The sequence below is a fragment of the Amycolatopsis sp. NPDC005003 genome, assembly GCF_053600695.1.
In genome coordinates this window covers 1-19,754 of the sequence record NZ_JBSGAI010000088.1, presented here as the reverse complement: position 1 = coordinate 19,754, position 19,754 = coordinate 1, and the positions used below count along the sequence as shown (strand labels likewise).

Here is a 19,754-nt window from a genome sequence, read left to right as displayed (position 1 = left end):
GAGCCGGGAGCCGGGAGCCGGGAGCCGGGAGCCGGGAGCCGGGAGCCGGGAGCCGGGAGCCGGGAGCCGGGAGCCGGGAGCCGGGAGCCGGGAGCTGGGTGGTTGCCGGCTCAGCGGTCCAGGATCGCCAGGACCGTGGCCACGATCTGCGCCAGCCGCTCGTCGTCGGCCAGTGCTGCCGTCAGCCAGTCGTCGGCGGCCGGGCCGGTCGGTGCGTGCTCGCCGAACACCGTCCGGACCACCGTGGGCACCGCCGTGGCGGGAGGCTCGCCCCGGTCCAGCTTCGCCTCGATCGCCAGCAACGCCTGCTCGGCCAGGCCCGCGAGCCGGGCGTCCGCCAGCTCGTGCTCGGTGACCAGCTCGAGCGCCGGGAGTTCCGCCGGCATCGGGGCGACCGGGGCCTGCTTGTGCCCCAGCGGGCGCTCGACGTGCTCCGCGTGCCAGGCCGGCCGGGTGCGCATCGCGGCCAGGACCCGGTCGACCTCGCGGTCGAGCGGGTCGCGGCCGGACGGTGGCTCGCCGGTGACCTCGGTGCGCCGCGCCGCCCAGCCGTCCAGGGGCCACAGCTCGGCGCCGGCCGTCGCCGGGACCCCGACCCAGACCAGGATCTGCACCGCCAGGTCGCACAGCCACGGATCGCCGTCGAGCGCGTCGGCCAGCCACGCCGGGAGGCGCGGCCGCTGCAGGGCGCCGAGTTCGCCGCGGCGGCGCCGGTGCGCGTCGACCGTGGCCGGGGTGAGGCGGGTCGACAGCCAGCCCTCGAGGTTCTCGATCGGGCCGGTCGCGCGCCGCAGCGCGTGGTCCACCACCGCCTCGACGTCGTCGTGGAAGCGGTCGAGGCAGTCGGGGCGCAGCCAGGGGAGCCCGCGGGCGCAGTCCGCGTGGCGGCGCCGGTGTTCCAGCGGCTTGGTGATCCGCGTGAAGACCAGCGGCCACGCCACCGCGTAGACCCCGCCGCGCAGGCGGGCGAGCGCGCGGGGCCGTGCGGCCGCCGCCGAGCCGGCGAGCAGGCCGTCGCGGGCGAGCCGCCGGACGCCGGCGACCTCGGCCGGCCCGGTAGTGTCGAGCACCCTTCCTCCCCGATGCCGACGCCGGAAGTCGACGGGGAAATGGTCGGGCAGCCGGCGAAGCGGAAAAGGCCGCGCGCGGGCCGAAATCGCCGGGAACTGGCCACTGCCTGGCCATCCCGGAATCACCTGATCGGCGCAGCCGGTGCCGCCGATCGCCCGGAAGTGCGCGTGTCACAATGAAAACCGCCATGGCACACGAGGACGGGCTGATCCGGGAACTCACCACGTTGCGGCGCGGCTGGGGATTGGAGGCCGACCGGTTGCGCAGCCGGCTCGGGCCGCTCGTTTCCGGCTGGTGCGAAATCCACCGGACGACGAGCGATCGCGATGCGCGCCGCGTTCTGCGCGAAGCGATTTCGGTCGCGATCGCGGAATTCCCGGATGAAGACAGGCTGGCGGTCAACGTCGCGCTGGGCATCGCCCCCGGCGCGCAACACGCCCTGCTGAGTGCCCGGATCGGGGTCCTCGCGGATCAGCTGCGCGTCTCGGAGCGCACCGCCCGGCGCCGCGTCGACCGGTCGTTCGCCCGGCTCGCCGCGGAGATCGAAGCCGGCACGCGGCCGGGCGGCGGCGGGCCCGACCCCGACGAGGGCTGGTTCGTCAAGCGGCTCAAGGTGCTCGTCCGGCTCGACACCGCTGAGCCCGAGGTGACCGAGGAGCGGCTGATCGTGGCCACCCGGGACGCCCTCGGCCGGATCTCCGCGCAGTTCACGGTGCCGCGCACCGAGGACGGCCGCGACGGCGAGCGCGACGTCGCCGCGGACGCCCGGCACGGCGTCCGGATCAGCGAAGGCACCCGGGAGGGCCAGCGGCACTTCCGCTGGCTGCTCGACCTGCCGCGGGCACTGGACCGCGGCGACAGCCACACGTATTCGCTGGTGTACCGCATCCGGGACGGTCTCCCGACCCGCCCGTCGTACGTGTTCGTGCCGCTGGTGACGTGCGAGTCGTTCGAGGTGCGCGTCCGCTTCGACCCGCGGCAGCCGCCGCGGGTCGTGTGGCGGCTGGACCGCGTTCCGCCGTCGGTGCTCGCGGACCCGCCGCAGCCGGGTGAGCCGCTGCCGCTGGACGGGGCGTGCGAGGTGGCGCAGGAGTTCGCCGCGCCGCAGCTGGGTTACGCCTACGGGCTGCGCTGGCTGCCCGGCCAAGATATTCCTTGACATGAATATTCTGTTGTGTGAATACTTGGCGGCATGGACCGGATCGCCGCCGCGCTGGGTGACGCCGCGCGGTGGCGCATCGTCGAACTCCTCGCCGAGCGCCCCCGTTCGGTCGGGGAGCTGGCCGGACTGACCGGGCTGCGGCAGCCGCAGACCACCAAGCACCTCCAGACCCTCGCCCGCGCCGGCCTGGTCACCGTCTTCCCGCTGGGACAGCGGCGCGTCCACGCCCTCGAGGCCGCGCCCCTGGAAGCGCTCGCCGGGCGGCTGCGGGAGCTGGCCGTCGCCACCGAGGAGCACGCGGAGGAGCGCGCCGCCGTCGCCCGGTATCGCGCGACCGTCGAGGCGGATGCCGCGGTCGCGGACCGGGATCGCTGGGCGGACGGGCGCACCTTCGCGTTCGAGCGCCTGCTGCCCGCGCCCGAAGGCGTGGTCTGGCGGCACTGGACGGATCCGGACCTGCTGGCGTCCTGGTGGGTGCCGCCGTCGATGACGGTCACCGCCTGCACCCTCGATCCGTGGCCGGGCGGCCGGGTCGTGCTCGGCTACCGCGACGCCGACGGCGAGTACCGCGCCGAGGGCCGGGTGCGCGTCGCGGACGAGCCCGGCCGGCTCGCGTTCGACCTCGCGGTGACCGGCCCCGCCTCGTTCACCGGCCACTACGACCTCGAGCTCCACGCGGACGCGGGCGGGACCCGGCTGCGGCTGGGGTTGCGCATCACCGCGACCACCGTCGGCGCCGTCCCGTTCATCGCCGGCATCGAGACCGGTTGGCGCCAAGTCCTGGACCACCTCATCGACGTGCTCTCCGACCGAAAGGGCCGAACACCATGACCGAGCCGACCGGACGCCGGGTGACCGCGAACCTCAGTCTCACCCTCGACGGGCGTTACCATGGCCCCGTCGGGCCCGCCGACATGGGCGCGATCCTCCCGTACGCCACCACCGAAGTCGCGCGGCGCCACCTCGCGAGGATCTGGGAGGGGGCGACGACAGCGGTCCTCGGCCGGCGCAACGCGGAGGGGTTTCTGGGGTTCTGGCCGGCCGTCGCCGCCGACGAGAACGCCGACCCGCGGGACCGCGGCTACGCGAAATGGCTGGTGGACGCCGAAAAGGTGGTGTTCTCCGGCTCGCTGGCCGACGCCCCGTGGGAGCGCACCCGGCTGGTGAACGCGCCGGCCGCCGGTGTCGTCGCCGAGCTGAAGACTGCGGCCGGGGGTGACATCCTCGTCAACAGCAGTGCGAGCGTCATCAAACCGCTGCTCGCGGCGGACCTGCTCGACCGCCTGTACCTGATGGTCTGCCCGGAGATCGCGGGTGGCGGGCCCCGGTTGTTCGAGGACGGGCTGCCGGCGTCGCGCTGGCGGCTCACCCACCACGAAACCGGCGAGCTGGGCGAGACGGCGGCGGTCTACGACCGCGTGCGCTGACCCGCGCGGCAGCAGGCGCGGTTGACGGTCCGCCGGCCGGCTGCTACTTGCCCACCGGAGCCGAGGCCCATCAGCGTCCACAATAGACGTGCGGTCGGCGCGTTCGCAGCGAACTCCCTGCACCGGGCCAAGTCCGTCAAGAAGGGTCCCCGGCCGAGTGGTCCCCACACCAACTGGCGGCCGCCCGCCCAAGGCGACCACACCGGGGGGTCCGGGGGCGGAGCCCCCGGGCGGGGTCTGGGGGTTGCACCCCCAGAAAACACAACGAACGAGCGAGGAACGGCCCGCGCTGTCCGCGGGCATACCTCACCCAAATCGCTCGGTAGGGCGGGCGGGGCTCGAACCCGCGGCCAAGGGATTATGAGTCCCCTGCTCTAACCAACTGAGCTACCGCCCCCTCATCGGCGTGCGCTGGCACCCGAGGTTTGCATGTGCACAGAACACTCAGTTCGCTTCAAGTTATCACAGCGGCCATCCGGGGAGATCCGGTAGGCCAAACAGGTTGAAGTGGCCACCGACCGGCGCACGCTCGTCTAGGTTGCAAGGGCGTCACCGCTGACCGGAACGGCGGGAGGAAGCATGGGCGCTGCCACCTCGTCCCGTTCCCGGGCGGCCCGGCTGGCGTTGCTGGACGCGTTCGCCGCGGGGGCCGGCTTGGGTTACCTCGCACACGAGTACCGGGAGGTCGTCGTGGCGAATCCCGGGGTCATCGGTTTGGTGCTGCTGCTCGTGTTCGCGGCCGGTTGGCTGATCCGGGTGGCCGTGCGGGCGTTGCGGCGGGCGAGTGCGCGGGTGGACGGGATTTTCGCGGAAGAGCTGGGAAAGAGGCCTTCGCCCGGCCCGCGGTGACGGAAATTCCTCGCGGGCCGGGCGAAGACCGCGGATTCCGCTCAGCTTCCGCCGCCGGTGGGGGTGGGCGTCGGAAAACTCGTGGTCGGCGGCAGAGTCGGCGTGGGCGTGGGCGTCGGGGTCGAGGTGGTTCTCGGCGTCGAGGTGACCGGCGGTGTCGGTGTCGTGGTCGGCGCTCCTGTCGGCGCGTAGGCCGCATAGCCGAACCAAATCCGGCCCTCCACCTTCGGGATGTCCGGGTAGGCCATCGCCCGCACCCGGAACGTGGTGGCGGTGTAGGAACCCTGCACGGTGCTCAGCAGCAACCCTTCAGCGGCTTCCGGCGTGATCGGCCCCCGTACATCCGGCTTGTACGGGCTCTGTACGGCGCCGATGGACGCTCTCGCCGACATCCGAAGCAGGAGGCGAGCCGTGTCCCAGAACCCCGTCCAGTGCGTCACTTCGAGAGCGCTTTCCCGGCGCTCGTTCCTCCGTGCGGGTGCCGCGACCGCCGCCGCGCTCGGGGCCGGTGTCCTGCTCACCGGCACCGCCGCGGCCGAGGGCGACGGCATCCCGGTGTCGCCCCACATCGACATCACCAAGCCGTCCTCGGACCTGTTCCGCAGCAAGATGCTGCACGAGTCGCACCACGTGATGCAGGGTTTCGCCTTCGACAACGTGAACCGGCGCCTCTTCGTCGTCCAGGCGCAGAACGGCACCTCCGGCGACGACCTCTGCATCAACCAGCTCAGCTTCTCCGGCGAACTGCTCGGCTCGATGCACGTGGCCCACGCCGGCCACGGTGTGTCGATCGGCGTGGAGCCGGTCGGGACGGCGTCCTACATCTGGATGGAGTGCGACGCCGACGGCACGACCACCGACGCCCGCGGCACCGCGCTGGCGCGCTTCAAGTTCGTGAACGGCGGTACGCCGTCGATGAAGAAGTTCCTCACCGGGAGCAAGACGATCACCTGCGCCACCGACCCGGTGTACCAGCGGCTCGCGGTCCGCCGCAGCGAAGGCGGCCAGATGTGGTACAGCGTGTACCCGCTCGCGAGCGCGGCCGCCGGCGACTTCTCGAAGCCACTGGTGCACTTCCCCCAGCCCCCGCTGAGCACGACGAGCGTGGTCTTCCAGGGTTACACGATCCTCGGCAGCAGTCTGTACACATTGGACGGATCCGGCCACGCCGACGCGGCCGACATCGATTCCTACGTGACGCGCATCGACATGAACACGGGAACGGTGCGGGACCGCGACATCACGAGGGCGGGCTCGACGCTCGTCTTCCGCGAACCGGAGGGCCTGGCGGTCTACCGCACGGCCGACGGCGAGACGCGCCTGTTCCTCGGCTTCGGTTCGCGCAGCAGCATGGACAACGCCAACCGCTACGCCAACCTCTTCTACAAGAACGTGCTGGTGAACCCGTGAAACTGACGACCACGCCCTTCGCCGGCACGCTGGCGGCGGCTACCCGGCCGACTACCGGAAGTGACTCGCCGGCCGGTGTTCCTGACCGTCCACAAGGGATTCAGGCGGGCAGGAGGTCCCGTTCCTCCTCGGCCGCGTAACGCCGGGCCAGTGCGGCGCAGACGATCAGCTGGATCTGGTGGAACAGCATCAGCGGCAGCACGATCAGCCCCACCTGGGCGTGCCCGAACAGCACCGTCGCCATCGGCAGGCCGCTGGCCAGGCTCTTCTTCGACCCGCAGAACACGATCGTGATCCGGTCCGCGCGGGCGAAGCCCAGCACGCGGGCGCCCCAGCCCGTCGCACCCAGCACCGCCGCGAGCAGCGCACCGCACACCACGACGAGTACCAGGAGGTGACCCAGGTCGAGCCGGTGCCAGATGCCCTCCGTCATGCCCGCGCTGAACGCCGTGTACACCACCAGCAGGATCGAACCGCGGTCGACCAGCTTCAGCGGCGCCGCGTGGCGCGAGATCCAGCCGCCGATCCAGCGGCGGGCCAGCTGGCCCGCGACGAACGGGGCCAGCAGCTGGAGCACGATCCCGAGCACCGCCGACCCGTCGACCCCCGCGCCGTCACCCGCCAGGAGGAGCGCCACCAGCAGCGGCGTGAGCACGATGCCGGCCAGGTTGGACAGCGAGGCGCTGCAGATGGCCGCCGCGACGTTGCCGCGGGCGATGGAGGTGAACGCGATCGACGACTGCACCGTCGAGGGCAGCACCGCGAGGAACAGCACCCCCGCCGCGAGCTGGGCCGGCAGCACCGAGGCGGGGAGCAGGAACAGCGCCAGGCCGAGCAGCGGGAACAGGACGAACGTCGCCGCGAGCACCACCGCGTGCAGCCGCCAGTGCCGCAGCCCTTCGAGGGCTTCCTGCGTGGACAGCCGGGCGCCGTACAGGAAGAACAGCAGGCCGACGGCGACGGTGGTGGCGACGCCGAAGCCGCCGGCCACCGCGCCGGAAGCGGGCAGCAGGGTGGCGGCGCCGACGGTGGCGAGGATCGCGAGGACGAACGGGTCGGGACGCAAGCGGGACATGGATCTCCTTCCACGCCCATTTTCGGCGACCCCGTGCTCATTGTGAACCCCGATGACCGGACTGACTGTCATCGCGAATCGCGATAAACTCGGCCGGTGCTGGACCCCCGCCTGTGCCGTTCGTTCCTGGCCGTCGCCGAGACGCGCAGCTTCACCGCGGCCGCGCGGCGGCTCGGCGTCGGCCAGCCGACCGTCAGCCAGCACGTGCGACGGCTGGAGCGCGACTCCGGCGGCCTGCTGTTCGCCCGCGACACCCACACGGTGGAACTCACCGAGCGCGGGCAGGCGATGCTCGGCTTCGCGCAGACCGTCGTCGACACCGAAGAGCGAGCGGAGCGGCACTTCCGCGGCGCCGAGCTGCGTGGCCGCGTGCGCTTCGGCGTCTCCGAGGACTTCGCGCTCGGAGAGCTGCCGGAGATCCTGCACCGGCTGCGCCGCAGTCACCCGCTGGTGGACGTCGAGCTGACGGTCGAGCTGTCGGACGTCCTGACGCAGCGGCTGCGGTCCGGCCGGCTCGACCTGGTGCTGGGCAAACGCCGCCCGGGCGCGCACCACGGCCGGCTGCTCTGGCGCGAGCCGCTGGTCTGGATCGGGTCGGCCGCCACGGTGCTGGAACCCGGCCAGCCGGTGCCGCTGGTGCAGTACCCGATGCCGTCGATCACGCGGCAGCTGGCGGTGGAGTGCCTCGAACGCGCGGGTCTGGAGTGGCGCGCGGCGTGCCAGACGTCGAGCCTGACGGGCCTGCGCGCCGCGGCGGCGGCCGGCCTGGGGGTGACCCTGCACGCGCGCAGCCTGGTCCCGGCCGACCTGACCGAGCTCGCCGGCCTGCCGGAGCCGGGCGACATCGAGTTCATGCTGCTGGCCCGCGAGTCGATGGAGGGCCCGGCGGCGGCGCTGGCCGAGTTCATCCTGGAGCGGGTCCGGCGCTGATCCTCCGCCGCCACCCTCGACGGAGGCCGGTTACGCCTCTTCGCCGGTGAGCAGCCTGCGGAGGCGTCCCAGCGCGCGGTGCTGGGCCACCCGGACCGCGCCGGGCGTCGAGTCCACCGCCGCGGCGGTCTCCTCCGCCGAGAGCCCGACCACCACCCGCAGCACGACGATCTCCCGCTGCTTCGCCGGCAGCACGTCCAGCAGCCGGGACAGCCGCTCGTTCAGCTCGAACCGCAGGGCCCGCTGCTCCGGACCGGCCGTTTCGCTCACCCCGTCCGGCACCTCGGGCACCGGGTCGCTGCGGTTGCGGGCCGCGGCCCGGTGGGCGTCGGCCACCTTGTGCTGGGCGATGCCGTAGACGAACGCCAGGAACGGGCGGCCCTGGTCGTGGTAGGACGGCAATGCGGTGAGCACGGCGAGGCAGACCTCCTGGGCGACGTCGTCCGCCGAAGCGAACGACCGCTCGTGGCGGCCGACGCGGGCCCGGCAGTAGCGGACCACCAGCGGCCGGATGGTCGCGAGCAGGCGTGCGGTCGCGGCGTCGTCGCCGGCGGTCGCGGCGGCGACCGGCTCGTCGTGACGCCGCCAGTGCTGCGGGAACGCTTCGGCGGGCTGCGTCGCGGCGATCTGCCGGACCAGTGCCCGGCTGCGCACCCGCAGCAGGGTGCCCTCCACGTCGAGCCCGGCGCGCAGCGAGTCGTGCAGGGCGGCGTTGGACTCCCGCAGCTGCTCGGTGATCACCCGATCCCCGTACTCGGTTGCCGGCATTTCGCTCACCTTTCCCTGTCCCGCTGGTCACCGGGCCGGGCGGCCCGGAGTCGCCTGAGGCGTTCCCGCACGTGGCGGAGGGTGGACCGGACGGTCGCGGGCGCGATCCGGAGCGCCTCCGCGATCTGGGACGGCGTGAACCCGTCGAGCGACCACGCCAGCACCATCCGCTGCTTGTCCGGGAGGGTGGCGAGCAGGTCGATGAGGCCCGCGTGCTGCTCGACCAGCCCGGCGAACTGCTCGTCGTCCCGCTGGTCGCCCGCCGGGGTCCAGTCCGCCCGCGCGTCGCCCGGGGTGTCGAGCAGCCGCCCGGCGACCCGCCGCACCCAGGCCCGCGGGTCCTCGGCGATCGGCCACGCCTCCAGCGCGTGCAGCATCGCCTCGGCGGCCACGTCGCGCGCGGTCTCGACCTCGAACCCGGCCTTGCAGAGGAACGCCACGAGGGCCGGGAAGTCGGCGCGGAAGAACGCGTCGAACTCGTCGTGACCGCACACGGAAACCCCACCACCCCTCGCCCTCACAAGGACAGGTGCGCTGAACGGCCCGCTACGTGTAACGATTCGATCAAGACTGCTCGGTCGGAGTAATGGACCGCGTTGCTTCGGTGACGGCTGGTGACGAGCGGGCGGCGCTCGGCGGCCTCTAAGTCGTGAACGGAGGATTCCGGACACGCGGGCTCCGCGGTTCCCGGCCACCGCGTTTCGATCACCCCCGACCGGAAACCCGGTCAGGACAACGCAGAAGCGGACCGGCGCCACCGGTCCGGCGCCGCCCGGCGGCCGCGGGCTTCGCCGATCGGGTGACGTGATCGACATCGAGATCCCCGGAAGAAAGGCGTACTCTCATGTGTTGCAGTCTTGGTTGCCCGGAGGGTGAGCCGGGGACCGAAGCCAAAACCCCCTTGACTCAGGCGGATGCGCTCGCGCGCCCGCCGGAATCAAGTCGGTTGACGCGCCCCAACAATGGGAAGCAGTGACATACGGGGCTTGGCCCCGGCCGGGGGCTCCGCGACCCGGAGCCGCCGGAAAGAAGCAGTAAGAGAAGGAGGTGAACGAAGGAAATGGAAGCCACGATGACGGGCTGGGCGGAACTCGCGGCCTGTAAGGACGAGGACCCGGAACTGTTCTTCCCGATCTCCGAGGTCGGCCCCGGCGCCCGGCAGACGGCGCAGGCGAAGGCCGTGTGCGCGCGCTGCCCCGTGCGCGCCGAATGCCTCGGCTACGCGCTCGACAACGGCCTCGACCACGGCGTCTTCGGCGGCACCACCGCGGACGAACGCCGCCGGCTGGTGCGCACCGCGCCCGAGCGGCACCGAGTGGCCTGACGCGCCGCCCGGTGACCTCTTCCCGGCGGCCGCGAGGACGACAAGCGAATCCGGAAAGCAAATCAGCTTCCGGTTGTGCGCGCCCGGGTGGGTGATTCCCTGCGAATCACCCACCCGGGCTTTTTTCACCGCAATATCTATGCGCGGTTTTGCATCTTTCCGGTCGGCCCGTGCGGGCCTGCCGGCCAGGTCTCCGGCAGGTCGAACGCCGCCGCCGTGACCGACTCGAACGCGGCCATCGCCGTGACCAGCCCGGCCTCCACCGTCAGCAGGGTGACCCCGAACCACCGGTGATCGTGCTCTTCCGGGCGCCGCAGGTAGGTGGCCACCGCCGGCTGGCGGTTGGCGCGCACCGGCAACATCCGGAACCGGCCCACGCAGTCGGGCGACGCCGGGTCCATCGAGAGCGAGAGCGCCCGGACGATGGAAGCGCGGTTGCCGAACCACAGCGGGTACGGCGGCATGATCGCCTGGGCGTCTTCGTGCAGCAGCCGGGCCACCGCGGCCGGGTCGCCCGCTTCGTACGCGGCGATGAACCGCTTCAGCAGTGCGGTTTCCTCGGCCGTCGGGTCGCCGACCGTCCACTCTGCACGCCGCGGGGGCAACCGCTCACGCAGCGTCGCGCGCGCTCGCTGGAGAGCACTGTTCGCCGACGCCACGCTCGTCTCCAGCGCCGCCGCCGTCTCCTTCGCCGACCAGCCGAGCACGTCCCGCAGGACCAGCGCCGCCCGCTGGCGCGGCGGCAGGTACTGGACGGCGGCGAGGTAGGCCAGCTCGATCGTCTCGCGCGCGACGACGGCGGCGCCGGTGTCATCGGCGCCTTCGAGCAGCCGATCAGGGTACGGCTCCAGCCACGGCAGGTCGGCGGCCTCGATCGGGCCCACCGGCTCCCCAGCCGGGCCGAGCTGGTCGGGCAGCACCCGCCGCGGGCGGCGGGCGAGGACGTCGAGGCAGGCGTTCGTCGCGATCCGGTAGAGCCAGGTGCGCACGCTCGCCCGGCCCTCGAACCCGTCGCGGCCCTTCCAGGCGCGCAGGAACGTCTCCTGCGTGAGGTCTTCGGCGTCGGCCAGGGAACCGAGCATCCGGTAGCAGTGCACCTGGATCTCCCGGCGGTGCCGTTCGACGAGCGTCTCGAAGTCGCTGGCGTGACCCACCCCGGCACGCTAGCGCACCCGGGCTGGAAGACTGCTGCGATGAGCGGAACGGTCTTGGTGCTCGGCGGGCGCAGCGAAATCGGCCTGGCCGTGGCGAAACGCCTGGTCAGCGGGGACGTCCGGCGGTTCGTGCTGGCTGCCCGGCCGGGCGCGGACCTGACCGCGGAGGTCGCCGCGCTGCGCGAGGCCGGTGCCGAGGCGGTCGAAACGGCCGAGTTCGACGCCGACGACCTCGCCGCGCACGGTCCGTTCCTGGACAAGGTGGCGGCCGAGCACGGGCCGCTCGACACCGTCGTGCTCGCCTTCGGCATCCTCGGCGACCAGGCCCGTGCCGAACAGGACGCCGCGCACGCCGCCGCGATCGTGCACACCGACTACGTCGCCCAGGTCGGCGCGCTGACCCACGCCGCGAACCTGCTGCGCGCGCAGGGCCACGGCCGGCTCGTCGTGTTCTCCTCGGTGGCCGGGGTGCGGGTGCGCCGCGCGAACTACGTCTACGGATCGGCCAAAGCCGGCCTCGACGGCTTCGCGAGCGGCCTCGCCGACGCCTTGCATGGCTCCGGTGTTCAACTCCTTCTGGTCCGGCCGGGTTTCGTGATCGGCCGGATGACCGAAGGCATGACTCCGGCGCCGTTCTCCAGCACGCCGGACCAGGTGGCCGAAGCGACCGTCGCGGCGCTGCGCCGTGGCCGGGGAGTCGTCTGGGTGCCCGGAATACTCCGTCCGGTCTTCTTCGGAATGCGCCTTCTGCCGCGGGCGATCTGGCGCAAACTGCCGCGGTGACGCGATAGAGCCGGCCTGTGTGGCCGGTGCCACAGCACTTTCCCGTGCGCGCATCCCTACCGTGCGTGGCAAAACCGGCCGTCGGGCCGGATTCCGCTCGGCCGATCGGGCAGCGTCACAAGCTTTCAACAACTTTCTCAGCTGATTCCCAGCAAACGCGGTGATCCTCGAAGAAGGGGAACCACAGGGAAGCAAGGGGAAAGCCGTGCTGTTGTCGTCGCGGGGGAGCCGGATCGGCCGCCGGGTCGCGGTCGGCGTCGTGTCGACGGCGGTGCTCGGCGCCACCGGCTACCTGTGGACGCAGCTGAGCTCCCTCGACGCCGGCATCGTCACCGCCGACGTCATCCCGCCGGCCGCGCAGATCGACACCGAAGACACCCCGCCCGGCGAGCCGCTCCAGGTCGCCCAGAACATCCTGCTCGTCGGGATTGACTCGCGGACCGACACGTACGGCAACCCGTTGCCGCAGAACGTGCTCGACGCGTTGCACGCCGGGAGCGGCGACGACGGCGGCGACACCACCGACACGATGATCGTGGTGCACATCCCGGCGGGCGGCGCCGCGGCCACCGCGATCTCGATCCCGCGCGACTCCTATGTGGACATCGCGGGCGGGTACGGCAAGCACAAGATCAACTCGGCGTACAGCCGCGGCAAGAACGCCGCGATGTCCGGTTTGCGCGCCCAGGGGCTCTCCGGCGCGCAGCTGGAGGTGGCGGCGAACGAGGCGGGCGCGAAGACGGCGATCCAGACGGTGCAGAAGTTCACCGGGCTGACGATCAACCACTACGCGGCGATCAACCTCGCCGGTTTCGACGCGCTGTCGCAGGCCGTCGGCGGCGTCGAGGTCTGCCTCAAGGCGCCGGTGCACGACAGCTACTCCGGCGCGGACTTCGCGGCCGGCCCGCAGACGCTCTCGGGAGCGCAGGCGCTCGCCTTCGTCCGGCAGCGCCACGGGCTGACCAACGGCGACCTCGACCGCATCGCACGGCAGCAGGCGTTCCTCTCCGGGATGGCGAAGAAGGTGCTGAGCGCGGGCACGTTCACCGACCCGTCGAAGCTTGGCCAGCTGGTCAGTGCGGTGCAGGGTTCGGTGGTGCTGGACAAGGGCTGGGACATCCTGAGCTTCGCGCAGCAGCTGCGGGGGATGACCTCGGGCGCGATCGCGTTCGCCACCATCCCGGTGCAGAGCCTGTCGCTGGCGACGCCGTCGGACGGCGACGCGGTCAAGGTCGACCCGGCGCAGGTGCAGCAGTTCGTCCGCACGGCGATCAGCACCGCGGCGGTCCAGGCCTCCGGCGACGACACGACCGGCGGCGTGAAGCCGGTGGCGGCCACCGGCACGAAGGCGCCGGGTGCTTCGGACACGAAGCAGCCGGCGACCAGTTCGGCCGCCGGCTGCGTCAACTAAGCCCTCACACGAAGGCGCTTTGCCCGGTGATCGCCTTGCCGACGATCAGGGTGTTCATCTCGCGGGTGCCCTCGAAGGAGTAGATCGCCTCGGCGTCGGCGAAGAACCGCGCGACGTCGTAGCCGAGCACGATCCCGTTGCCGCCGAAGATCTCCCGGCTCCAGGCGACCACCTCGCGCATCCGCGCGGTGACGAACGCCTTCGCCAGCGACGAGTGCTCGTCCTGGAAGATCCCCGCGTCCTGCAGGCGGGCGAGCTGCACCAGCATGCCCCAGGAGGCGGTGATGTTGCCGAGGCTCTTCACGAGCAGGTCCTGCACCAGCTGGAAGCGGGCGATCGGCCGGCCGAACTGCGTGCGCTCCTTGGCGTAGTCCAGCGCGAGCTCGTAGGCGCCGACCATCACGCCCAGCGCCTGCCAGGCCACGCCGCCGCGGGTGGCGCGCAGGATCTCGGCGACGTCGCGGAAGGAGTTGATGCCCTGCAGGCGGTTCTCCTCGGGCACCCGGACGTCGGTCAGGGTGATTTCGGCGTTTTCGACGATCCGGAACGCCGTCTTGCCCTGGATCTTCTCCGCCAAGAAGCCCGGCGTGCCCTTCTCGACGACGAAGCCCTTGACGTGGTTGTCGTCGAGGTCACGCGCCCACACCACGACGTAGTCGGCGAAGGTCGCGTTGCCGATCCACTTCTTGGCGCCGTTGAGCACCCAGGTGTCGCCGTCCCGCTTGGCCGTGGTGCGCATGCCGCCGGCGACGTCGGAACCGCCGAGCGGCTCGGTCATCGCGAACGCGCCGATCTTGTCCATCGCGGCCATCTCGGGCAGCCAGCGGTCACGCTGCTCCTGGCTGCCGCCACTGTAGATGGAGTACATCGCCAGTCCGTTGTGGACACCGAAGAACGTGGCCACCGACGCGTCCGTGCGGCTCATCTCCATCGCCATCATACCGGTGAGCAGGTGGCTGACCGCGGGCTTGTGCTCGCCGTAGCCCTCGTAGGGCAGGCCCGCGAGACCGCTTTCGCGGAACATCCCGATGAGCTCCTTCGGGAAGGTGCCGGCCTCCCAGTTCTCGTTCACCAGCGGCTTGACGTCGGTGCGCATGAAGTCGCGCGCCTGGACCAGCAGCTTGCGCTCTTCGTCGCTCAGCAGCGTCTCGTAGTTGTAGAAGTCGGCGGTCAGCTGGCCTTCGAGTGCTTCCGTGGTCATGTCAGTTCTCCTCCAATGCGGACAGGACGGCGAGCTGCTTGCGGTCGCGCGTCTCGGCGAGTTCCGAGTACGTGGAGGAGCCGTAAGCTTTTTCGACAGCTTCGATGAGCTGCTCCTGCTCTTCGGGGCTCTGGCTGGGGTTGCCCAGCCCGGCCCACATCTGCTTCATGGACTTGCCGATGTGCTCGGCCATGTGCCGGTAGCCGCCGGGGCCACCGCCGAGGTGCGAGCCGAGGAACGGCCCGACCGTGGCCCAGCGGATGCCGAGCGAATTGGTGATCACCCGGTCGAGGTCTTCCGGGGTCACAACACCCTGCTCGACGAGGTAGATCGCTTCGCGGCTGAGCGCGTTCTGCAGCCGGTTGCCGACGAACCCGGGGATCTCCTTGCGCTCCACGACCGGGGTGCGGCCGAGGGAGGTGTAGAAGTCGACGGCCAGCTGCACGGCCTCGTCGCTGGTGCGCTCCCCGGGGACGACCTCGACCAGCGGGATCAGGTGCGGCGGGTTGAACGGGTGTCCGATGAGGACTCGGCTCGCGTCCGGCAGGTCGCCGGTGAACGCCGTCGACGGGATGGCGCTCGACGAACTCGGCAGCAGCGCGTGCTCCGGAGCCTCTGCCACGAGCTGCCGGAACAGGTCCTTCTTGAACTCGACGTTCTCCGGCCCGTTCTCCTGCACGACGTCGGCGGCTTTCACGGCTTCGGTGACGCTTCCGGCGATGTGGACGTGGCTCGCCAGCTCGTCGGCGGTGGTGCCGAGGTGCGGGGCGAACTGGGTCAGCGCGGTTTCGACGGCCTCGGCGAGGTCGGGGCGGGGGTCGGTGACCCGGACGGTCAGGCCGTGGTGGGCGAACAGCGCCGTCCAGGACAGGCCGATCGTGCCGGCGCCGATGACTGCCGCGTTCTTCATGATCGCGCTCCCTTCAAGTAGTCGAAGACCGGCTTGACCGGAGCGAGCGTCAGGTCGGTGCGGATGTGGCTCGCCGAGACGACCTCCAGCACCGGCAGGTCGGCCAGCGGGGCCAGGACGTGCTGGAACAGCTGCAGCCGGGCGGGGCCGGTGTAGGCCTCCTTGACCACGACGTCGGTGATCTCGGTGCGGACCAGTTCCTGGACGCGCGGGGCGCCGTCGTAGCCGGGGATGGTCTTGAGCATGAACGTCGGGACGGTGATCTCGTGTTCGGCCGCGCGGGCGTCCAGTTCGTGGTGCTTGTAGCCCATGGTCGCGGTGGCCACCCGCAGCGTTCCGTAGTCCAGCGTGCCGACCAGGACGCCGTTGTCGACATAGAGGTTCGGCGACCCGACGGTCTTCGGGTAGGCGCTGACCTCGCGGCCGGACGCGGTGGCCGGGAAGTTGTCGAGGTACATCGCGTGCAGGTACTCGCCGCGTTCGCCGTCGAAGCTGACCTCGACCGCCTGACCGGACTCGGTGTACGGGCCGTAGCCGGAGACGTCGCCCATCTTCATGACCTCGAAGCGCACCAACGGTTCCTCGACCTGGAGCGGCTCCGGGACGACCGCGCGCAGGGCGTCGGCGTCGGTGCGGTACACGATGTTGAGGTACTCGCGGTCGGTGAACCTCGGGACCACGGGCGCGAACGCCGGGGCGGTCAGCGGGGTCGTCACCTGACGGCGGACTTCTTCGATCTTCATTCGCCTGTCCACTTCGGAGCGCGGCGCTCGGCGAAGGCGGTCATGCCCTCGCGGACGTCCTCGGACTGCATCAGGTTCTTGATTTCTTCGCGTTCCGCGGCTTTCGGATCCGCGGCACGCACGATCTTCTTGACGGCGGCGAGGGCCAGGGGCGCGTTCTCCGCCAGCTTCTCGGCGAGCTGGAGGGCGACCGCGGCGGCGTCTCCGGGTGCGGTCACGCGGTTGACCAGGCCCAGCTCGCCGGCGCGGCGGCCGGTGACGGGCTCGCCGGTGAGCAGGAACTCCATCGCGAGGTGGTGCGGGATCCGCTGGGGCAGCCGGATGACACCGCCGCCCGCGGCGATCAACCCGCGCTTGACCTCGGGGAGCCCGAAGCGGCTGTGTTCACTGGCGACGATCAGGTCGCAACCCAGCGCCAGTTCGAATCCGCCGCCCATGGCGAACCCTTCGACCGCGGCGATCAGCGGCTTGGTCAGCTCGGCTTCGGTCAGGCCGCCGAACCCGCGGCCGGGGATCTCCGGCGACTCGCCCTTGAGCGCGGCCTTGAGGTCCATTCCCGCGCTGAAGGTGTTGTCGGCGCCGGTCAGGACACCCACCCGGAGCGCCGGGTCGGCTTCCAGCTCGTCCAGGGCGGCGGCCAGCTGCGCCGCGACGGCGGCGTTGACCGCGTTGCGGGCCTGCGGCCGGTCGATCGTGATCAGCAGGGTGCTGCCGATCCGTTCGGTGCGTACTTCGGTCATGACTCCTGCTTCTTTCAGAGTTCGGCGAGGACTTCGGCGGTGTCCTGGCCGGGCAGCGGGGCCAGGCGGCGGATCGAGCCGGGCGTCGCGGAGAACTTCACCGGGATGCCGACCGTGCGGATGGCGCCCTCGCTCGGGTGCTCGACGGTGTCGAGCAGGTGGCCGTCGCGGACGTACGGGTCCTCGTGGGCGCGGTCCAGTTCGAGCACCGGGGCCATCGGGATGCTGTGCTTGGCGCACACCTCGGCCCACTCCTCGGTGGTCAGCGCCGGGGCGCACTCCGCGATCCGCTCGGTCAGCCACTCGTTGTCGGCGCGGTTGATGGCGTCGCCGTTCACCCGCGGGTCCTCGGCGAGGTCCGGGCGCCCGGCTCCGGCGAAGAAGTCGCGGAAGTTCTGCGGGTTGTAGGGGATGACGCAGGCGAGGCCGTCCAAGGTGTGGACCGCGGCGTGCCCCTTCGTCATCGACAGCGCGAACCCGGTGGGGCCTTCGGGCGGCTCATAGGTGTGCCCGGCGAGGTGTTCGACCAGGTTGAACGCGATCAGCGTGTCGGTCATCGGGATCTCGATCTGCTGGCCCTCGCCGGTCCTGTCCCGGTGGACCAGCGCGGCGAGCACGCTGTAGGCGATGGTCAGCGACGAGACCTTGTCGCCGATGATCGTCGGCAGGTAGACCGGCTCGCCGAGCGCCCGGTTGGCCACGTCGACCAGGCCGGAGGAGGCCTGCACGGTCTCGTCGTAAGCGGCGTTGCCGGCCTGCGGGGAGTCGCCGCGGAAGCCCTGCGCGTGGGCGTAGACCAGGCGGGGGTTGCGCGCGGCGACGTCGTCGTAGTTCAGGCCGAGCCGGGCCAGCGCGCCGGGGCGCATGTTGGTGATCAGCACGTCGGCGGTGTCGATCAGCTTGAGGGCCTGCTCGCGCTCGGTGTCGTCCTTGAGGTTGAGGGCCACGCTGCGCTTGTTGCGGTTGACGTTGAGGTTCAGCGCCGTCATGCCCGGCGTGGTGCGGTACTCGCCCACCCGCACGGTGTCCGCGGGGGACTCGATCTTGATCACGTCGGCGCCCAGGTCGCCGAGGATCTGGGCCGCGTACGGGCCCATCACCACGGTCGAGAGGTCGATCACGCGCACGCCGTCCAGAGGTCCGGTCGTCATGTGTTTCCGTCCTTTCGCGCCTTGCTGCTCTGCTCTGCTTCCGAACGTAGGCGCGGGCGGCGGGAAAGGGAATGATCATGATGCGAACAATGGTGTGACTCTGGTGGTCATACCATTCTTGGGAACGCTGTTCAGCTGCTGAGCGGTTCGGCGAAGATCTCTTTCGCGGCATCGACGAGCTCGTGCAGGTCGCCGTCGGTGCGATCGCGCCGCCAGAGCAGGCCGGTGTCCAGCTGGGGGCGGAAATCCGTGAAGGGGAGCACGGTGACGTTGTCGAGCCGGTAGCCGTGCATCGGGCTCTTGGCGTCGAGCATGGAAATGGAGAACGCCTCGCCGCTGGAGATGATTTCGGACGTCCCGCCGTAACCGGTGTTGCTCAGCCGGATGCGTTTCCGGACGCCGAGTTCGTTCAATTGGTGATCGAGCTGCTCGAAATAGGCGGGGATGATTTCGCCTGGTGAGGCGACGTACGGGAATTCGGTGAGCTCGGCCAGGCTGACGGAATCCCGCCCGGCGAACAGGTCGGCGGGCACGACGGCACCGAGCCGTTCGGTCATCACGGGCAGCTGCTCCAGCGCGGGATCGGTGACCGGCAGCCGGGCGAGGGTGAGGGCCAGTTTCCCGTCGTGCACGCCCTGCACGAGATCGGCGGTGGTCCCGGGCCAGCGCTTGAGCTCGTACCGTTGCTTCACCCGTTCGGCGAGGGCGTTGACGCGTTCCCGCAGATCGGGGTGCACCCCGGCGGGCATCCCGAGGAAGAGGGTGCTGCGCTGCGCCTTCGCGGCCTCGGCGAGCTTCCACGGAATGGCGCTGACCTGCTCGAGCACGTCCCGCGCGAGGGGCAGCAGGGCGGCCCCGGCCTCGGTGAGGGTGACGTGGTGGGTGCTGCGGTCGAAGAGCTGCTGCCCGAGCTCGTGCTCGAGGTCCTTGATCCGCTGGCTGAGCGGAGAGGCGGCCATGTGCAGCTTCCGCGCGGCCGCGGAGAAGTTCAGTTCCTCGGCGACCGCGACAAAGTACCGCAGATGCAGCATCTCCATACCCCGACCCTAACCACCCCCTCGTGTCGTCCATTCGGGTACGCGTGTCGTCCGCCTGGGTACGCGTGTTGTCCGTCCAGGAACCTGAGCCCCGCGCCGGAACGGACGACACGCGTACGTGGATGGACGACACGCGTACCTAGATGGTTGATTCCGTGAAGATCACGTGAAGGAGGCCGCTGTGCGCGTGTGGGAGGAGGGTGTCCAAGATCGAACTGTGACGAAAGACCTGAACACCCTCCTGACCGCACTCTACGTGCTGATCGACGACCATGTTGTGCCGCCCCGTACTGGCCGTGGCCGGCGACCGGAGCTGACTGACAGTGAGCTGATCACGATGGCCGTAGCTCAGATGCTGCAGCGCTACGACAGCCACCGGCGCTGGATCAGGCACATCCACGCCGACACCGAGTGGCGCGCCATGTTCCCGGCCATGCTGACCCAGTCCGGCTACCACAAACGGCTCAAGTCATCGCAGTCGTTGTTGTGCAAAGCGATCCTCACGCTGGCCGTGTGCAGCCCGTCCTGGTTCGATGACCTGTGGATCACCGACGCGACCCCGGTGCCGTGCGGGATGTCGCGGGAAACGGTGAAGCGTTCCGACCTGG

At 71.0% G+C, this 19,754-nt stretch carries 21 protein-coding genes, 1 tRNA gene and 1 pseudogene; 10 read left to right on the top strand and 13 right to left on the bottom strand.

Features of this window, described 5'->3' with window-relative positions:
• Window positions 1–110 precede the first annotated feature (110 nt).
• On the bottom strand, window positions 111–1,070 hold the full coding sequence (locus ACWED2_RS47070; RefSeq protein WP_449697003.1) for a hypothetical protein: 960 nt from the start codon (window positions 1,068–1,070) through the stop codon (window positions 111–113).
• Window positions 1,071–1,258: 188 nt separating this feature from the next.
• Here ACWED2_RS47070 and ACWED2_RS47065 point away from each other — a divergent pair, with 188 nt between their 5' ends.
• Genes ACWED2_RS47065 through ACWED2_RS47055 form a run of 3 tightly spaced genes read left to right on the top strand, consistent with a single transcriptional unit; the run spans window position 1,259 to window position 3,660 of the window.
• Complete coding sequence (locus ACWED2_RS47065) at window positions 1,259–2,230, top strand: hypothetical protein (RefSeq protein WP_449697002.1); 972 nt, start codon at window positions 1,259–1,261, stop codon at window positions 2,228–2,230.
• A gap of 33 nt (window positions 2,231–2,263) precedes the next feature.
• Window positions 2,264–3,064: a metalloregulator ArsR/SmtB family transcription factor gene (locus ACWED2_RS47060; RefSeq protein WP_449697001.1), complete on the top strand. Its 801-nt coding sequence runs from the start codon at window positions 2,264–2,266 to the stop codon at window positions 3,062–3,064.
• Window positions 3,061–3,660: a dihydrofolate reductase family protein gene (locus ACWED2_RS47055; RefSeq protein ID WP_449697000.1), complete on the top strand. Its 600-nt coding sequence runs from the start codon at window positions 3,061–3,063 to the stop codon at window positions 3,658–3,660. Before ACWED2_RS47060 ends, ACWED2_RS47055 begins: the two co-directional genes overlap by 4 nt.
• Before the next feature lie 323 nt (window positions 3,661–3,983).
• Here the strand turns inward: ACWED2_RS47055 and ACWED2_RS47050 are convergent.
• Window positions 3,984–4,057 (bottom strand) — tRNA-Ile (locus tag ACWED2_RS47050).
• 182 nt (window positions 4,058–4,239) lie between these two features.
• On the opposite strand from ACWED2_RS47050, the gene ACWED2_RS47045 reads away from it, so the two are divergent.
• Window positions 4,240–4,509, top strand: a complete 270-nt coding sequence (locus ACWED2_RS47045) for a hypothetical protein (RefSeq protein ID WP_449696999.1) — start codon at window positions 4,240–4,242, stop codon at window positions 4,507–4,509.
• 41 nt (window positions 4,510–4,550) lie between these two features.
• Here ACWED2_RS47045 and ACWED2_RS47040 read toward each other — a convergent pair whose 3' ends face one another.
• Window positions 4,551–4,901, bottom strand: a complete 351-nt coding sequence (locus ACWED2_RS47040) for a hypothetical protein (protein WP_449696998.1) — start codon at window positions 4,899–4,901, stop codon at window positions 4,551–4,553.
• A gap of 19 nt (window positions 4,902–4,920) precedes the next feature.
• Between ACWED2_RS47040 and ACWED2_RS47035 the strand changes: the two genes are divergently transcribed.
• Complete coding sequence (locus ACWED2_RS47035; protein WP_449696997.1) at window positions 4,921–5,919, top strand: phage baseplate protein; 999 nt, start codon at window positions 4,921–4,923, stop codon at window positions 5,917–5,919.
• Window positions 5,920–6,019: 100 nt separating this feature from the next.
• Here the strand turns inward: ACWED2_RS47035 and ACWED2_RS47030 are convergent, their stop codons facing one another.
• Entirely contained in the window at window positions 6,020–6,994 is a 975-nt protein-coding gene (locus tag ACWED2_RS47030; protein WP_449696996.1) for a bile acid:sodium symporter family protein, read from the bottom strand.
• Between the two features lie 96 nt (window positions 6,995–7,090).
• On the opposite strand from ACWED2_RS47030, the gene ACWED2_RS47025 reads away from it, so the two are divergent.
• Window positions 7,091–7,924 carry a LysR family transcriptional regulator gene (locus ACWED2_RS47025; protein ID WP_449696995.1) on the top strand — a complete coding sequence of 278 codons (834 nt, stop codon included), beginning with the start codon at window positions 7,091–7,093 and terminating at the stop codon, window positions 7,922–7,924.
• A 30-nt stretch (window positions 7,925–7,954) separates the two neighbouring features.
• Here ACWED2_RS47025 and shbA read toward each other — a convergent pair whose 3' ends face one another.
• A complete protein-coding gene (gene shbA, locus ACWED2_RS47020; RefSeq protein ID WP_449697004.1) occupies window positions 7,955–8,551 on the bottom strand; it encodes an RNA polymerase sigma factor ShbA in 597 nt (198 codons plus the stop codon).
• A gap of 146 nt (window positions 8,552–8,697) precedes the next feature.
• A complete protein-coding gene (locus ACWED2_RS47015; RefSeq protein ID WP_449696994.1) occupies window positions 8,698–9,186 on the bottom strand; it encodes an RNA polymerase sigma factor in 489 nt (162 codons plus the stop codon).
• Between the two features lie 566 nt (window positions 9,187–9,752).
• Between ACWED2_RS47015 and ACWED2_RS47010 the strand changes: the two genes are divergently transcribed.
• Window positions 9,753–10,016, top strand: a complete 264-nt coding sequence (locus ACWED2_RS47010; RefSeq protein ID WP_310972536.1) for a WhiB family transcriptional regulator — start codon at window positions 9,753–9,755, stop codon at window positions 10,014–10,016.
• 137 nt (window positions 10,017–10,153) lie between these two features.
• On the opposite strand, the gene ACWED2_RS47005 is transcribed toward ACWED2_RS47010, so the two are convergent.
• Complete coding sequence (locus tag ACWED2_RS47005; protein ID WP_449696993.1) at window positions 10,154–11,170, bottom strand: RNA polymerase subunit sigma-70; 1,017 nt, start codon at window positions 11,168–11,170, stop codon at window positions 10,154–10,156.
• Between the two features lie 39 nt (window positions 11,171–11,209).
• Here ACWED2_RS47005 and ACWED2_RS47000 point away from each other — a divergent pair, with 39 nt between their 5' ends.
• Together ACWED2_RS47000 and ACWED2_RS46995 are read left to right on the top strand one after the other, a co-directional pair.
• Window positions 11,210–11,953 carry an SDR family NAD(P)-dependent oxidoreductase gene (locus ACWED2_RS47000; RefSeq protein WP_449696992.1) on the top strand — a complete coding sequence of 248 codons (744 nt, stop codon included), beginning with the start codon at window positions 11,210–11,212 and terminating at the stop codon, window positions 11,951–11,953.
• Window positions 11,954–12,158: 205 nt separating this feature from the next.
• On the top strand, window positions 12,159–13,364 hold the full coding sequence (locus ACWED2_RS46995) for an LCP family protein (protein WP_449696991.1): 1,206 nt from the start codon (window positions 12,159–12,161) through the stop codon (window positions 13,362–13,364).
• Window positions 13,365–13,368: 4 nt separating this feature from the next.
• On the opposite strand, the gene ACWED2_RS46990 is transcribed toward ACWED2_RS46995, so the two are convergent.
• The 6 genes from ACWED2_RS46990 to ACWED2_RS46965 all read right to left on the bottom strand — a co-directional run bounded on the left by ACWED2_RS46990 (window position 13,369) and on the right by ACWED2_RS46965 (window position 19,146).
• Entirely contained in the window at window positions 13,369–14,565 is a 1,197-nt protein-coding gene (locus ACWED2_RS46990) for an acyl-CoA dehydrogenase family protein (protein WP_449696990.1), read from the bottom strand.
• A gap of 1 nt (window position 14,566) precedes the next feature.
• Window positions 14,567–15,475, bottom strand: coding sequence for a 3-hydroxyacyl-CoA dehydrogenase NAD-binding domain-containing protein (locus tag ACWED2_RS46985; protein WP_449696989.1), 909 nt, complete (start codon window positions 15,473–15,475; stop codon window positions 14,567–14,569).
• Complete coding sequence (locus tag ACWED2_RS46980) at window positions 15,472–16,218, bottom strand: acetoacetate decarboxylase (RefSeq protein WP_449696988.1); 747 nt, start codon at window positions 16,216–16,218, stop codon at window positions 15,472–15,474. Before ACWED2_RS46980 ends, ACWED2_RS46985 begins: the two co-directional genes overlap by 4 nt.
• A complete protein-coding gene (locus ACWED2_RS46975; protein WP_449696987.1) occupies window positions 16,215–16,958 on the bottom strand; it encodes a crotonase/enoyl-CoA hydratase family protein in 744 nt (247 codons plus the stop codon). The genes ACWED2_RS46980 and ACWED2_RS46975 overlap by 4 nt, the downstream gene beginning before the upstream one ends.
• Window positions 16,959–16,972: 14 nt before the next feature.
• A complete protein-coding gene (locus ACWED2_RS46970) occupies window positions 16,973–18,109 on the bottom strand; it encodes a CaiB/BaiF CoA transferase family protein (RefSeq protein WP_449696986.1) in 1,137 nt (378 codons plus the stop codon).
• A gap of 131 nt (window positions 18,110–18,240) precedes the next feature.
• Window positions 18,241–19,146, bottom strand: a complete 906-nt coding sequence (locus ACWED2_RS46965) for a LysR family transcriptional regulator (RefSeq protein ID WP_449696985.1) — start codon at window positions 19,144–19,146, stop codon at window positions 18,241–18,243.
• A gap of 217 nt (window positions 19,147–19,363) precedes the next feature.
• Between ACWED2_RS46965 and ACWED2_RS46960 the strand changes: the two are divergent.
• Window positions 19,364–19,754 (top strand): annotated as a pseudogene (locus ACWED2_RS46960) (IS982 family transposase); the annotation flags it as partial.

What these genes read in the sequence shown, in the direction of transcription:
- ACWED2_RS46980 (WP_449696988.1), bottom strand. Translation starts at nt 16,218, where the DNA reads ATGAAGATCGAAGAAGTCCGCCGTCAGGTGACGACCCCGCTGACCGCC.
- ACWED2_RS47030 (WP_449696996.1), bottom strand. Translation starts at nt 6,994, where the DNA reads ATGTCCCGCTTGCGTCCCGACCCGTTCGTCCTCGCGATCCTCGCCACC.
- ACWED2_RS46985 (WP_449696989.1), bottom strand. Translation starts at nt 15,475, where the DNA reads ATGAAGAACGCGGCAGTCATCGGCGCCGGCACGATCGGCCTGTCCTGG.
- ACWED2_RS47040 (WP_449696998.1), bottom strand. Translation starts at nt 4,901, where the DNA reads ATGTCGGCGAGAGCGTCCATCGGCGCCGTACAGAGCCCGTACAAGCCG.
- ACWED2_RS46970 (WP_449696986.1), bottom strand. Translation starts at nt 18,109, where the DNA reads ATGACGACCGGACCTCTGGACGGCGTGCGCGTGATCGACCTCTCGACC.
- ACWED2_RS47000 (WP_449696992.1), top strand. Translation starts at nt 11,210, where the DNA reads ATGAGCGGAACGGTCTTGGTGCTCGGCGGGCGCAGCGAAATCGGCCTG.
- ACWED2_RS47010 (WP_310972536.1), top strand. Translation starts at nt 9,753, where the DNA reads ATGGAAGCCACGATGACGGGCTGGGCGGAACTCGCGGCCTGTAAGGAC.
- ACWED2_RS47055 (WP_449697000.1), top strand. Translation starts at nt 3,061, where the DNA reads ATGACCGAGCCGACCGGACGCCGGGTGACCGCGAACCTCAGTCTCACC.
- ACWED2_RS47060 (WP_449697001.1), top strand. Translation starts at nt 2,264, where the DNA reads ATGGACCGGATCGCCGCCGCGCTGGGTGACGCCGCGCGGTGGCGCATC.
- ACWED2_RS46975 (WP_449696987.1), bottom strand. Translation starts at nt 16,958, where the DNA reads ATGACCGAAGTACGCACCGAACGGATCGGCAGCACCCTGCTGATCACG.
- ACWED2_RS46990 (WP_449696990.1), bottom strand. Translation starts at nt 14,565, where the DNA reads ATGACCACGGAAGCACTCGAAGGCCAGCTGACCGCCGACTTCTACAAC.
- ACWED2_RS46965 (WP_449696985.1), bottom strand. Translation starts at nt 19,146, where the DNA reads ATGGAGATGCTGCATCTGCGGTACTTTGTCGCGGTCGCCGAGGAACTG.
- ACWED2_RS47045 (WP_449696999.1), top strand. Translation starts at nt 4,240, where the DNA reads ATGGGCGCTGCCACCTCGTCCCGTTCCCGGGCGGCCCGGCTGGCGTTG.
- ACWED2_RS47065 (WP_449697002.1), top strand. Translation starts at nt 1,259, where the DNA reads ATGGCACACGAGGACGGGCTGATCCGGGAACTCACCACGTTGCGGCGC.